Annotated in this window: 11 protein-coding genes; 5 read left to right on the plus strand and 6 right to left on the minus strand. The window is 41.4% G+C overall.

Going from position 1 to position 14,961, the window contains the following annotated elements; all coding sequences use genetic code 11:
- Positions 1-75 precede the first annotated feature (75 nt).
- Positions 76-933, plus strand: a complete 858-nt coding sequence (locus D8785_RS02065) for a metallophosphoesterase (protein WP_125374310.1) — start codon at positions 76-78, stop codon at positions 931-933.
- Between the two features lie 57 nt (positions 934-990).
- On the opposite strand, the gene D8785_RS02070 is transcribed toward D8785_RS02065, so the two are convergent.
- From D8785_RS02070 to D8785_RS02080, 3 genes are all read right to left on the minus strand, one after another.
- Positions 991-1,659, minus strand: a complete 669-nt coding sequence (locus D8785_RS02070) for an MIP/aquaporin family protein (protein WP_023023834.1) — start codon at positions 1,657-1,659, stop codon at positions 991-993.
- A 120-nt stretch (positions 1,660-1,779) separates the two neighbouring features.
- Positions 1,780-4,464: a cation-translocating P-type ATPase gene (locus tag D8785_RS02075; protein ID WP_123160466.1), complete on the minus strand. Its 2,685-nt coding sequence runs from the start codon at positions 4,462-4,464 to the stop codon at positions 1,780-1,782.
- Between the two features lie 195 nt (positions 4,465-4,659).
- A complete protein-coding gene (locus tag D8785_RS02080; RefSeq protein ID WP_125374311.1) occupies positions 4,660-5,043 on the minus strand; it encodes a YwiB family protein in 384 nt (127 codons plus the stop codon).
- Between the two features lie 110 nt (positions 5,044-5,153).
- On the opposite strand from D8785_RS02080, the gene D8785_RS02085 reads away from it, so the two are divergent.
- Genes D8785_RS02085 through D8785_RS02100 form a run of 4 tightly spaced genes read left to right on the plus strand, consistent with a single transcriptional unit; the run spans position 5,154 to position 9,661 of the window.
- Positions 5,154-6,464 carry an HD domain-containing protein gene (locus D8785_RS02085; protein ID WP_125374312.1) on the plus strand — a complete coding sequence of 437 codons (1,311 nt, stop codon included), beginning with the start codon at positions 5,154-5,156 and terminating at the stop codon, positions 6,462-6,464.
- On the plus strand, positions 6,454-7,263 hold the full coding sequence (gene yidA / locus D8785_RS02090) for a sugar-phosphatase (protein ID WP_125374313.1): 810 nt from the start codon (positions 6,454-6,456) through the stop codon (positions 7,261-7,263). Before D8785_RS02085 ends, yidA begins: the two co-directional genes overlap by 11 nt.
- Complete coding sequence (locus D8785_RS02095) at positions 7,263-8,477, plus strand: aminoacyltransferase (RefSeq protein ID WP_125374314.1); 1,215 nt, start codon at positions 7,263-7,265, stop codon at positions 8,475-8,477. Before yidA ends, D8785_RS02095 begins: the two co-directional genes overlap by 1 nt.
- 8 nt (positions 8,478-8,485) lie before the next feature.
- Positions 8,486-9,661 carry a peptidoglycan bridge formation glycyltransferase FemA/FemB family protein gene (locus D8785_RS02100; protein ID WP_125374315.1) on the plus strand — a complete coding sequence of 392 codons (1,176 nt, stop codon included), beginning with the start codon at positions 8,486-8,488 and terminating at the stop codon, positions 9,659-9,661.
- 74 nt (positions 9,662-9,735) lie between these two features.
- On the opposite strand, the gene tpiA is transcribed toward D8785_RS02100, so the two are convergent.
- The 3 genes from tpiA to ppc form a co-directional block, all read right to left on the minus strand.
- A complete protein-coding gene (tpiA, locus tag D8785_RS02105; RefSeq protein WP_125374316.1) occupies positions 9,736-10,494 on the minus strand; it encodes a triose-phosphate isomerase in 759 nt (252 codons plus the stop codon).
- A 164-nt stretch (positions 10,495-10,658) separates the two neighbouring features.
- Positions 10,659-11,855, minus strand: coding sequence for an elongation factor Tu (gene tuf / locus D8785_RS02110; RefSeq protein WP_061564186.1), 1,197 nt, complete (start codon positions 11,853-11,855; stop codon positions 10,659-10,661).
- A 256-nt stretch (positions 11,856-12,111) separates the two neighbouring features.
- Positions 12,112-14,937 carry a phosphoenolpyruvate carboxylase gene (gene ppc, locus D8785_RS02115; RefSeq protein WP_125374317.1) on the minus strand — a complete coding sequence of 942 codons (2,826 nt, stop codon included), beginning with the start codon at positions 14,935-14,937 and terminating at the stop codon, positions 12,112-12,114.
- Positions 14,938-14,961 lie beyond the last annotated feature (24 nt).

Raw genomic sequence — 14,961 nt, forward strand, 5'->3', positions numbered from 1 at the left:
TTGTTACATAATTGTTAGATTTGTTACATGTTGGTTAACTTTCTTTTTCTTATCAACTTGTGATACACTAGTGATATGACACGTATTGGTTTTATGAGTGACCTGCACCTGGATTCCAATCAGTTTGGCGAGGCCGAACGCATGCAACTCCTTCAGGTCCTACAAGAAGAACAGATTGATCACCTTCATCTAGCTGGCGACATTTCCAATGACTTTAAGCAGATGAGTCTCCCCTTTATTCAGGACCTCCAAACCCAGCTCCCTGTTTCCTTTAATCTGGGCAATCACGATATGTTATACCTCTCAGAGGAGGAAATCCATCAGTATGATTTTCAAGTCCAGACCTTTGGAGATAGCCATTTAGTCAGTCTTGCTGGTTGGTACGATTATAGCTTTGTCCCTGAAAAGAGCAAGGAGGCCCACCTACGTACCAAAAATACTTTCTGGTTTGATCGAAGATTGGAACGTCCCTTAGACGACCCAACAATCACGCAAGAAGTTCTCTCCCAATTGGATCAGGTACTAGCTTCTTTAGATGGTAGAATCATCGTCGCTCTTCACTTTGTTCCCCACAAGGATTTTCTCGTTAGCCACCCCTACTTTCAGAAATTCAATGCCTTCTTAGGTAGTCAAGCTTTTCATGATCTCTTTGTAAAACATGGGGTAAGAGATGTAGTCTTCGGACACTTACATCATCGCCATTCTTCCAGAATCATCGATGGTATCCAATACTCCACGAGACCCTTAGGCTATGTCCGTGAGTGGCAATTGACGGAGGATTTTTTCAAGTCCTTCCCTCAGTACAAGATTTCCCAAATGTATCGTCTTCATAAACGCTACAATGCTGTGAAGGACTTACCTGAATTTCATCAATACAAAAGACAACATTTAGCAAATGAATTTCGTCAAGCTTTAACCATCCTTGACTACTAAAAAAATAAAAAGATTTCGATTCAAAAAGGAGCCGAAATCTTTTTTCGTTAAAATAGCTTATTCTTCTGTTTCAAGGAGATTCTTTGCAACAAGAGCTGCAAAGACACCACCAACGATTGGAGCAAGGATAAAGATCCAAATTTGTTGAAGGGCTGCACCACCTACAAAGAGAGCAGGAGCCAAGCTACGAGCTGGGTTAACAGAAAGACCTGTAATGTTCAAACCTACAAGAATGATCAAGGTCAAGCTCAAACCGATCACAAGTCCAGCAATTTTCCCATTTCCTTTAGAAGCTGATGTCACTGTCATAATGACCAAGATAAAGATAAAGGATGCAATCACTTCGAACAAGAATCCGCCAAGTGGAGTTACTCCTTTAGCCAAGGCATTTTCACCAAGACTAGCTGTTGACATACCAGAATTGGACAACAGGAAGAAAACAGAAGCAGTCGCAAGGAAAGCTCCCACTACTTGCGCTACAATGTAGTTGACCAAGTCTTTAGATGACAAGCGTTTGTTGACAAACATAGCAATAGAAACAGCTGGGTTCAAGTGGGCACCAGAAACAGTCCCAATAGAGTATGCTGCTGCAACAATAGACAAACCAAATGCCAAGGCAATTCCTAAATGACCAAGACCTTCAGTCCCATTTCCAAAAACAACAGCGCCAGTCCCGATAAAGACAAGCATAAATGTGCCGATTACTTCAGCAAAAAACTTTTTCATAATATAGTTTCCTTTCTTCAAACTGTCGTCTAGTTTATCAAAAATCAATTCTGGACTCAAGAAATATGCCCAAACATTTCTGCACACAAAAAAAGCCATCTGAAGATGACTTTTCAATGCTTAAATAGCGTTTTTATCCTTACCGAGTGCACGTTGGACGGCTTTGACAATTTCAACAAGAACCACAATCATAATTGCACCTACAGCAACCACCAACCATTGCGTCAAACTCAAGTTTGAAACGTGGAAGAGTTTATTAAATCCAGGTACCATAATGGTTGCCATTAAGAGAATAAAGGCTACTGGGATAGACCAGTTAAAGGTCTTGTTCTTGAAGAGTCCCACTTTAAAGATCGATTGATAGACCGATTTCACGTTAAAGGCATGGAGCAATTGGATTAAACCGAGAGTTGCAAAGGCCATAGTAAGGGCATCCGCATGGATTTCTGCGTGACTCTGGTGCTCTGGGAAAAGAATTGCCCATCCGTATACGCCAAGTACCAAGATAGTTTGGAAGATTCCTTGATATAGGATGGCTCCAAAGACCCCACCGTCAAAGAAGTTGGACTTACGTCCACGAGGTTTGTGGGTCATGACACCTGGCTCAGCTGGTTCCACACCAAGAGCGATAGCTGGTAGGGTATCTGTTACCAAGTTAATCCATAATAGATGCACTGGTTGAAGAACGTCCCAACCAAAGAGGGTTGCAAAGAAGATAGTGAAGACCTCAGCCATATTAGCAGACAAGAGGTATTGGATGGATTTTTGGATATTGGAGAAGACCTTACGTCCTTCTTCAACTGCTACGATAATGGTTGCGAAGTTATCATCGGCAAGGACCATATCAGAAGCTCCCTTAGAAACCTCTGTACCAGTAATCCCCATACCGATACCAATATCAGCAGTCTTAAGTGATGGCGCATCGTTGACCCCGTCACCAGTCATGGCAACAACCTTGCCTTCTTTTTGCCATGCTTTCACAATCCGAACCTTGTGCTCAGGCGATACACGCGCGTAAACAGAGTATTGCTTGAAGACTTTTTGGAATTCTTCATCAGAGAGCTCATTCAATTCAGCCCCTGTGAAGACATGGTCTTCTGTATCATTTGGATCGATGATACCGAGACGTTTGGCGATAGCTTCCGCTGTATCTTGGTGGTCACCAGTAATCATGATTGGACGGATGCCCGCCTCCTTAGCGACACGAACAGCTTCTGCAGCTTCTGGACGTTCAGGGTCAATCATGCCGACCAAACCAGAGAAGATAAGGTCAGATTCAACAATTTCAGATTCCAAGGTTGGAATTTCATTGCTGGTCTTATAAGCCATCATCAAGACACGAAGGGCTTGTTTGGCCAAGTCTTTGTTGGTAGCAAGGATAGCATTTTTATCTTCTTCTGTGATTGGGCGAACTTCTCCGTTGACTTCGATGCGTGTCACGCGTTTGAGCAATTGGTCAGGCGCACCCTTGACAGCGATAAAGTAAGAGCCATCTGCTTCCTTATGAATGGTAGACATGAGTTTACGGTCTGAGTCAAATGGCAATTCAGCCACACGTGGCTCATCCTTCAAGACTTCACGAACATCAAAGTTGTGGTCCAAACCAAACTGTACAAGAGCTGTCTCCGTTGGATCACCAATCAGCTTGCCAGATGGATCCACCTTGGTGTCATTGGCAAAGTTCATGATACGGAGGGTATTATTGCTAACAGCAATTTCAGATGCCGAGCTTTGCAATTGACCGTTGGTATAAACTTTCTCAACCGTCATTTGGTTCATAGTCAAGGTACCTGTTTTATCAGATGCGATGATTTCTGTTGAACCAAGAGTTTCAACCGCTGGCAATTTGCGGACAATCGAATTACGTTTTGCAAGGGTTGTAGTTCCCAAAGATAGAACGATAGTTACAATGGCAGGAAGCCCTTCTGGAATAGCCGCTACTGCAAGGGCAACTGCCACCATCAAGCCTTCTAATGGATGTTCACCACGAACAAAGACACCAACCAAGAAGGTAATCACTGCAATCACAATGATTAAGTAAGTCAAGGCCTTAGATAATTGTTCCAGGCTTTGCTTCAATGGTGTCTCTGTCTCGTCGGCATTAGCCAACATATCTGCAATCTTACCAACTTCTGTATACATACCAGTGTTAGTCACAACACCAATACCACGACCGTAAGTTACGTTTGAGTTTTGGTAAGCCATGTTAACACGGTCCCCGATACCAGCATCCGCTTCAACAAGTCCTGTCACATCTTTTTCAACTGGGACAGATTCCCCTGTAAGAGCTGCTTCTTCGATTTTAAGGGAAGCCGCTTCAAACAAGCGCATATCTGCAGGCACCACATCTCCAGCTTCAAGCAAGACGATATCTCCAGGTACCAATTCTTTCGAGTCAATCTCAATAACATGACCATCACGACGAACACGGGCCATCGGGCTAGACATATTTTTCAGAGCTTCAATGGCTGCTTCTGCTTGACCTTCTTGGTAAACACCAAAGGCAGCATTCAAGACAACAACGGCCAAGATGATAATAGCATCTGTTAAACCATCCATCCCTTCTGTAATCACAGAAAGTGCCGCTGCCGCAAGCAAGATGATAATCATCAAATCCTTAAATTGATCAAGGAATTTAGCTAGTAGGCTACGTTTCTCGCCCTCTTCCAACTCATTACGACCATAAGTCGCTAAACGTTCTTGAGCTTGAGCAGTTGACAAACCTTCGATAGATGAATCCAATTTCTTTAGGACTTCTTCTGCGGTTTGTGTGTAAAACAAGTCTTTATTTTGTTCTTTTGACAAAACAGTCTCCTCCTTTTTTGGCCTCTTTTTACAAAAAAAGAGACCTGTTTTTTAAAAAAACAAGTCTCGCTGTTTAATATAGTGCCGGAAATAATTCGTAATGACGACACTATCGCGGGAAATCCGCCAGCTACTCCCTTGAGTGGTTTCATTATACCACAACTCGTAAAAAAATCAAGAAAAACTACTGATAAACTAGTCTTCCCAAGTCAATTCTAAGCGATAGGTAGCGAATTGCTGACTTTCATCTGCCGTCAACAACTGATAGGACAAATCAAGCTTATTTTGCTCCAAGGCATATTCCTTGGTATCAATCACAAATTGCTGCATACCTAGGGGAGTCGGAATGAGCGCATGGCCTTTCTCTGAAGCCACAAATTTCATGATGGATTTTGGTGTCGAGAAACGAGTCATGATCAATTCTTGATCATGAAATTTCAAAGCTACTTTTTCTCCTTCTTCGTTGACGTAAAGCAGATAGTGATAGCCACCTTTTTCCTTCCACTCCCCTTCGTAATATTGATCCATTGCTTCGAGTTGATCATCAAATTGAATCTGATTTTTTATTCTAATTTTCAAAAGTTCCCATCCTTTCCCTCTTTTCTTTATTTTACCAAAAACTTCTTTCTTTTTCCTATTGCAACCATCTCTCGATACCAATTTAGGCCGTTTTCTGCTATAATAGAGGCATGAATGAAAAAGTATTTCGGGATCCTGTGCACAACTATATCCACGTGGATCACCCAGTCATTTACAAGCTCATTAATACAAAAGAATTTCAACGACTACGTCGCATCAAACAGTTGGGAACCTCTGGGTTTACCTTTCATGGGGGCGAGCATAGTCGTTTTTCGCACTGTCTAGGAGCCTACGAAATTGCTCGTCGTATCTTATCTATCTTTGATGAGAAATATACCGACCAATGGGACTCGAGTGAATCCCTCCTTACCATGGTTGCCGCCTTGCTCCATGACATTGGACACGGGGCCTATTCACATACCTTTGAAGGACTATTTGATACAGATCATGAAAAAATGACCCAGGAAATCATTACCTGTCCTGAAACGGAAATCTACCAGATTTTAATTCAAGTAGCTCCAGATTTCCCTCAAAAGGTTGCCAGTGTTATCGACCACACCTACCCTAATAAACAAGTGGTGCAGTTAATTTCTAGTCAGATTGATGTCGATCGCATGGATTACCTTCTACGAGACGCCTACTTCACTGGTGCCTCTTACGGAAACTTTGATTTAACTCGTATTTTGCGTGTTATTCGTCCAGTAGAAAACGGGATTGCCTTTCAGGTCAATGGGATGCATGCGGTTGAAGATTATGTGGTTTCTCGTTACCAAATGTATATGCAGGTCTACTTTCACCCAGCCACTAGAGCAATGGAAGTCCTATTGCAAAACCTACTCAAGCGAGCACGTCATCTCTATACTACGCACAAGGAGTTCTTTCACGCGACTTCACCTCGCTTGATTCCGTTCTTTGAACACCAAGTGAACCTTGCCGATTACTTGGCTTTGGACGACGGCGTCATGAATACCTATTTTCAATCTTGGATGGAGAGTCCTGATTCTGTTCTCTCTGATTTGGCCCAGCGTTTTATCAATCGCAAGGTTTTCAAATCCATTCTCTTTCAAGATAAGGATGAAAAACAATTAGCTGCTCTCAAACAACTGATTCAAGAGGTTGGTTTTGATCCGATCTATTATACAGCTATCCATCGAAACTTTGACCTTCCTTACGACGTTTACCGACCAGATTCAGAAAAACCTCGTACTCAAATTGAGATCATCCAAAAGGATGGTAAATTAGCTGAGCTATCCTTACTCTCTCCTATCGTTGCTTCCTTAGCTGGTAGTAGACAAGGGGATAACCGCTTCTATTTCCCGAAAGAAATGTTGCTTGAAAATAGCTTGTTTACACCTCAACTACAATTATTCCAGTCCTATATTATCAACGATACCTTCACAGGAGAGAAACATGAACATTAAACTTGTTGCCCTGGATATCGATGGAACCCTTTTAACGTCTGACGGCCAAGTAACCTCCGAAGTTTTCCAGGCTATCCAAGATGCCAAAGCTCAAGGGGTTCATGTTGTCTTAGCAACTGGTCGTCCTCGTTCTGGTGTCCTTCGATTGTTGGAGGAACTTCATTTGGATCAACCAGGTGACCTCGTCATCACCTTCAATGGGGGACTGATTCAAGACGCCCACACTGGTGAAACTCTCTATGAAGAACACCTCTCCTACAACGATTATTTGGATATTGAAGCGCTAGCTCGTAAGTTAGCTGTTCCTATGCATGCTAGTACCAAGTCTGGCATTTATACAGCTAATCGTAACATTGGTACCTATACCGTCCATGAAGCCAAATTGGTCCACTCGGATCTTTTCTATCGGACTCCTGAAGAAATGGAGCATCATACGGTTCTCAAGTGTATGTATGTCGACGAACCGGAAGTCTTAGAAACGGTCCTCTCCGCTATTCCGGATAATTTTTACAACCGTTTTACGATTGTGCGTTCCGCACCTTTTTACCTTGAGATTTTACCTAAGACAGTAAATAAAGGTCAAGCTCTCTTACAGTTAGCGTCCAAGTTAAACCTAAGTCCAGACCAAGTGATGGCGGTCGGAGATCAAGAAAACGACCAGGCTATGCTAGAGGTTGCTGGTCTCCCTGTAGCAATGGACAACGCTAGTCCTGAACTAAAAAAGATCGCTAAAGTCGTTACACAATCCAACGATGAGTCGGGTGTTGCTTACGCCCTTAGAAAGTGGGTACTCCATTAATGTATAGTTATAAAATCGGTATTACAGCCGAAGAACATGATGAATTCGTTAAAAATAGCTCCCAGACCAATTTGCTTCAAAGCTCAGATTGGGCAAATATCAAAGATAACTGGGGCAATGAACGCCTTGGGATTTACCAAGATCAAAAACTAGTTGCAGTTGCAAGTATTTTAATCCAACCCCTCCCACTTGGTTTTACTATGCTCTATATCCCACGTGGACCTATAATGGATTACCAAAATAGCCAATTAGTGTCCTTTATGCTCCAATCCATCAAAACATATGCTAAAAGTAAGCGAGCTGTTTTCGCCAAATTTGATCCCTCTCTTTTCCTTAGAAAAGGATTAATCGGCCAAGAGGCAAAAGATCAAGAGGCTACTTTAGCGATTATCCAATCTTTAAAAGAATGTGGAGTGGAATGGGTTGGTCGGACGGAAGACATGGGAGAAACCATTCAACCACGTTTCCAGGCCAATATCTACAAGGAATACTTCACAGAGGACCAACTGTCTAAATCCACCAAGCAAGCCATTCGGACCGCCCGAAATAAAGGAGTCGAAGTCATCTTTGGAGGCACAGAACTCTTAGATGAATTTGCAGCTCTGATGAAAAAAACAGAGGCTCGTAAAGGTATCCATCTTCGTGGAAAGGACTATTATGAGAAACTGTTAACAACCTATGCAGGGCAATCTTACATCACTCTATCAAGAATTAACTTGGCTCAACGTCTTGCTTCACTCAAAGAGCAACTGGAAAAAAATCAAGCAGAAGCTAGTCGTTTTAACGAAAAAACAAAACCAGGCAAGATTGACAACAACCGTCAAGAAAAAGAACGTTTGGAAGAAGAAATCCAATTTCTCAATCAAGAGCTAAAAGACGGCCAAGAAATCGTTTCTCTTTCTGGAACCTTGACTCTTGAATTTGGAGGCACTTCAGAGAATGTCTATGCAGGGATGGATGAGAACTTCCGCCGTTATCAACCAGCTATTTTGACTTGGTATGAAACAGCCCAACATGCCTTTGACCGTGGAGCTGATTGGCAAAATATGGGAGGAGTTGAGAACCATTTAGATGGAGGACTCTACCACTTCAAGTCAAAATTTAATCCAATGATCGAAGAATTTGTTGGTGAATTCAACCTCCCAACGAGTATTCTTTATCCCCTTGTGAACAAGGCCTATCAATTACGAAAAAAACTAAGAAATAAACAGTAAGGTGACCTATGACATTCAAGATTATTAGTAGGGAAGATTTTTACCAACACTCTCTTACTACTTCCAATCACTCTTTTTTACAGAGTATTGAAATGGCTGATTTGCTTCAAAAAAGAGGCGCAACCATTCAATATATTGGATGGGAAGAGCAAGGTACATTAGCTATCTCTGCCATTTTATACAGCCTACCCATGACCGGAGGTCTGCATTACGAAATCAATAGCGGACCAATCGTGACGGATGCTCGCCATCTACCAGATTTTTACAAAGCAGTACAGGGTTATGTAAAAGAAAATGGTAGTATCGAATTTATTTTAAAACCCTATGACCACTATCAAGTTTTCGATAGCAATGGAAATCCGACTGAAAAAGAGCAAGAACAGCTTCTCCATTCATTACTGGATCTTGGCTATCAATTTGACGGCTTACAAGTAGGCTATCCAGGAGGAGAACCTGTTTGGCATTATCTGAAGGACCTAACTGATTATGATGCCAAATCTCTCCTAAAATCCTTCAACAAAAACTGTAGCCGTAATATTACGACTGCCCTTAACTATGACATTTCCATCCGAAATATTAGTAGAGATGAGATCCCTCAGTTTAAACAAATTATTGAAGAAACTGGAAAACGTCAAGGATTTGAAGACAAGAGTCTAGACTACTACTACGATCTCTATGATGCCTTTAAGGAAAATGCCGAATTTCTCATTGCTGAAATCAATACAGCTGATGCACTTGCTTACTTAGACCAGAAGATTTCCTTGCTAAATCCTTCATCGAAACAATATGAGCAACAGCTGCAAAAATTAGAGAAACAAAAGACAATTGTCCAAGAGACCTTGGCTGACGAAACTGCTGAAACTGTTCCTTTGGCCTGCGCCCTCATCATCTATAATCCATCAGAAGTGACCTATTTATTTGGTGGTTCGTATACCAAATATCAAAAATTTTCTGCCGCCTTCTTGATTCAATACCATGCAATGAAGCGCGCACTAGAAAAAGGAATCACCTTATACAATTTCCTAGGCATTCAAGGAATCTTTGATGGCTCAGATGGTGTTCTTCGTTTCAAACAAAACTTCAACGGCTATATCGTCCGTAAGATGGGAACCTTCCGATATTACCCAAATCCTCTGAAATTTAAAACCTTGTCCTTGATCAAACGAATCTTAGGACGTTCATAAAAAAGAAAACCAGCCTACAGCTGGTTTTTTTAATATGAAAAAGACGAGAAGTCTCTCGCCTTTTTTATTCTGCATTAGTTTACGAAGTTCAACAAAGCTAAGAAGCTTTCTGGATCAAGTGATGCACCACCAACAAGAGCTCCATCAACATCTGGACAAGCCATGTATTCAGCAACATTTTCAGGTTTCACTGAACCTCCGTATTGAACACGTACTTTGTCAGCCACTTCTTGACCGAAGTCAGCTGCTACAACGTCACGAACCACTTTACACATTTTTTGTGCGTCGTCTTGTGAAGCTGATTTACCAGTACCGATAGCCCAGATTGGCTCATAAGCGATTACAGAAGCAGCAACTTGATCAGCTGTCAATCCAGCTAAAGCAGCAGAAACTTGAGCACCTACGAATTCAGCAGCTTTTCCTGCTTCGTAAGTTTCAAGGCTTTCACCACAACAGATGATTGGAAGCAAACCATTAGCAAAGATTGCTTTTGCTTTCTTGTTGATGTCTTCGTCTGTTTCGTGGAAGTAGTCACGACGTTCTGAGTGACCAATCACAACGTAATCAGTACCGATTTCTTTCAAAACTTGTGGGCTAGTTTCACCAGTGAAGGCACCAGCGTTTTCAAAGTAGCAGTTTTGAGCAGCAACTTTAAGGTTTGAACCTTTAGCCGCAGCAAGAACAGTTGTCAAATCAAGGGCAGGAACAGCAATCCCAGCTTCAACAAGATCAGATGAAGGAAGTTTTGATGCTACTGCTTCAACGAATGCTTTTGCTTCTTCTGGGTTTTTGTTCATTTTCCAGTTACCAGCAATAAATGGTTTACGTGACATTTCACATACCTCGTTTTTCTAATTTTATAATACCTATTTTACCATAATTTTCGTCATAATGAAAGGTTGCACAAGCCCATTTTACTTTTTAGCATAATAAAAACCCCGTCTTCACGGGGTTTTCTGTCTGTCTATATAATTGTTAATCTGGGAACTAGATCGAATTAAGCTTCGATTTCAGTAACCATACCTGAACCAACAGTACGTCCACCTTCACGGATAGAGAATGTAGTACCTTGTTCTACGGCGATTGGGTGGATCAACTCAACGTCGATAGTCACGTTATCACCAGGCATTACCATTTCAGTTCCTGCTGGAAGTTCGATAGATCCAGTTACGTCAGTTGTACGGAAGTAGAACTGTGGACGGTAGTTGTTGAAGAATGGAGTATGACGTCCACCTTCTTCTTTAGAAAGGATGTAAACTTCACCTTTGAATTTAGTGTGTGGGTTGATTGAACCTGGTTTAGCAATAACTTGTCCACGTTCGATTTCATCACGTTGGATACCACGAAGAAGCACACCAACGTTATCCCCTGCAAGACCTTCGTCAAGTTGTTTACGGAACATTTCAACACCAGTAACAACCGCTTTTTGGATTTCTTCTTTAATACCAACGATTTCGATTTCGTCGTTGACTTTAACGATACCACGGTCGATACGTCCTGATGCTACAGTACCACGTCCAGTGATTGAGAATACATCTTCGACTGGAAGAAGCAATGGTTTGTCAGTATCGCGTTCTGGTTCTGGAATGTACTCATCAACAGTGTTCATCAAGTCCATGATGATGTCTTCGTATTTAGAATCACCTTCAAGAGCTTTAAGAGCTGAACCTTGGATAACTGGAAGGTCATCACCTGGGAAATCGTATTCTGAAAGAAGGTCACGGATTTCCATTTCAACCAATTCAAGCAATTCTTCATCGTCAACCAAGTCAACTTTGTTCATGAAGACGATCAAGTGTTTAACACCAACCTGACGTGAAAGAAGGATGTGCTCACGAGTTTGTGGCATTGGTCCGTCAGTTGAAGCTACTACAAGGATAGCTCCGTCCATTTGGGCAGCACCAGTGATCATGTTTTTAACGTAGTCCGCGTGTCCTGGAGCGTCGATGTGAGCATAGTGACGTTTTTCAGTTTCGTACTCAACGTGCGCAGTGTTGATGGTGATACCGCGTTCGCGTTCTTCTGGAGCAGCATCGATAGACGCATAGTCTTTTGGTTGGTTAACTGATGAAGGCAAGCGACGTGCCAAAACAGTTGTGATAGCTGCAGTTAGGGTAGTTTTACCGTGGTCAACGTGTCCGATAGTACCAATGTTAACGTGTGGTTTACTACGATCGTATTTTTCTTTTGCCATTTGAGTAAAAGCCTCCAATAAAATATATTTTATAGATAGACAGTAGGCAATACAGTCTAACTTTCCTTACTATTCTATCTAATTTTAGATGAAATTGCAAGCCTTTTACCTATATTTTCTTAATTATTCCTTTTCTTATCTTTTATTTTTCCATCTAGCAGAAAGAACTTGATTAAGCTTTCAAAAATCTCCCATAAAATCCCCTATCTCACCTGATTCTGAATAGAAAAAAATCGGAACAAGGGTTCCGATTTTTTTAACCAGAATTACGCAATCCTGTCGCGACACCATTGATGGTGATATGAATCAACTTGTCCTGATCTGCAGGCAATTCACCACGTCTTTGGCGTTTAATTAATTCTAATTGAATATAGTTCAGAACATTAAAGTATGGCATACGATAATCTAAACTATCTTTTAGATAAGGGTTCTCAGCTAAGAGTTCATCATGACCTTCAATTTGTAAAATAACATCCTTGGTCAATTGCCATTCGTCCAGGATAATATTGAAGATATCACGAACTTCCTCTTCTTCACATAGCTTGGCATATTCAAATGCAATGTTCATATTGGCTTTTGAGAGCACCATGTCTACGTTTGAAAGAAGGGACTTGAAGAATGGCCATTTTTTGTACATATAACGCAAGGTTTCAATGTTTTCAGGATCTGCATCAATAAATTCTTTAAAACTGGACCCTACACCGTACCAGCCAGGGAACATCACGCGACTCTGTGACCATGAGAAGACCCATGGAATGGCACGCAAACCACCGATTTCTTTGATGGTCTTACGGGCTGCTGGACGGGAACCAATATTGAAACTAGAAATGGCCTTAATCGGACTGGATTCGAAGAAGTAATCATAGAAATGTTCATTGCCAAAAACCAGTTCACGATAAATATCGTAGCTACGATTGACAATCTGATCCATAATTTCATTGTACTGATCGGACATGCTCTTTTCACTCTTCTTCTTAGCAATCATCCGGTTAATCGTTGCAGAGACCAACATTTCTAAGTTGTAATATGCTGCATCCTTATTCCCATATTTGTTGCCAATGACCTCACCTTGCTCAGTCAAACGAATTCGGTCATTAATGGATCTCAATGGTTGTGAGGTGATAGCTTCATAGGTTGGGCCACCACCACGACCAACCGTTCCACCACGGCCATGGAAGAAGGTGATCTTGACACCAAATTCGTCGCCAATCGCTGTTAATTGTTGTTGGGCCTTATAAAGAGTCCAACAAGAAGATAGATAACCACCGTCTTTATTACTATCTGAATAACCAAGCATAATTTCTTGGTAGTTATTCTTAGAAGCAATCCAGCGCTTAGCAATTGGAAGTGACAGATACTTCCTCATCGTATCTTCTGACTGATCCAAGTCTTCGATCGTCTCAAAGAGAGGAACAATTTGCACACGTGCGCTTTCCTTATCAATCAGTCCCACTTCTTTCAACATGATGGCCAACTCAAGCATATCCGATACACTGGTTGCATGAGAAATAATGGTTTGACGAATGACATCTTCTCCTAAGCGGTCTTTTAATTCACGCGCTGTTTGGAAAATAGCTAATTCTTTCTCAAGCAATTCTGATTTTTCTGCATGGGTAGCAGATAAAATCCGAGGATCTTCTAACAACTCTTGTAACAGCAACTCGCACTTTTCGTCTTCTGACAAATCACTGTAGTGATCATTAATCCCTGCTTCTTTTAATAGTTCTGCAACACAGGCTTCATGGACACTCGAATCTTGACGCATATCAATCGAAGCCAAGAAGAATCCAAAGACTTCTACTGCTTCTAATAACTCAGCAAACTCACCTGAGATTAAAGCCTCTGCCTTATTTTCAATCAATGATTCTTGAATCAAGGTCAAATCCTGTTTAAATTCTTCAACTGTTTCGTAATAAGGAGGACGATCTTCTGCCAACTCTTGGATAGCACCACTGATACGGGTACCGATATAATCGGAAACCACTCCTTGTTGATGGGTGTGAGCACCGAGAAGACGTTCAATCGGATGGCGCTCATCTACTGTTGAGCCAACTACTGACCATTCCTTAATATTCAATAAGGTTTGGACCAATTTGGATTGAATATAATGGAAGGCTCGACGGTAGGGTTCCTTCTCTCTAAAGACAGAGGTATCACTCGAACGGGCCGCCATCTCTTCAACCGCTTGACTGGTTTTTGAAAGATTGGTAGAAAGGGAGAAATTCCGATATAGGCTAGATATTTTCTGAATATAGTAGTTTAGAATAACTTCACTTTGAATGGTAGCTGATCGCTTCAAGGTCTCAGCAGTTACAAAAGGATTCCCATCCCGGTCTCCACCAATCCACATTCCCATCGTAATCGGTTTAGGTTGCTGTAACTCGATCCCTTGCTCCTTGGCAAGACGTTTGTATTCCAACATTAAGTTAGGAACAGCCTGAAGGAAGGAACTATTATAGTATTCCATGACATTGGTAATCTCATTTGTTACCTTGAGTTTCTTTTCACGGATCATATCGGTTTGCATCATAATTTCAATATTTCGACGCAAATTATTGTACCATTTGGTCTCGTTCATCAAGCCTGCTTTTACATCCCGGTGTTGGCGCAAAAGGCTGTGAATCTGAGTGGTTAGGTCCAACATGGTTTTCCGTTGCACTTGGGTCGGATGAGCTGTCAATACTGGTACCACGTTGAGGCGTTCCAAAATTTCCTGAGCATTTTCAGTCTCAGCCACCTGGCGGATGGTTGACGATAGTTTCCCTAGATAGTCCTGTCCCACATTATTCTGATGATTGATTTCAAAAGCCAAATCGACATCTTCAGAGATATTAATCAATAAGGGGAGAATGGCAAAGTATCGAGAAATCACGATCATCTCTTCATTTGATAGCTCTCTAACAATTTGATCTAATTTTAAATAGTCTTTTGAGACAGATAGTTTTTTCAATTCAAGAATCTTATCAAAGGTTTCTGGACTCACCAAATTTTTAGCAATGTCTTCTAAAATAGTGGTTAAAATCTCAACTTCTTCTTTGATAATCTCTTTGTTGGTATAGCTCTCTAGTTTTTGTAAAGTCATGATAACTCCTTTCTTTACTCACTC

It is taken from the genome of Streptococcus australis (genome assembly GCF_003943615.1).
Taxonomy (GTDB): Bacteria; Bacillota; Bacilli; order Lactobacillales; family Streptococcaceae; genus Streptococcus; species Streptococcus australis_C.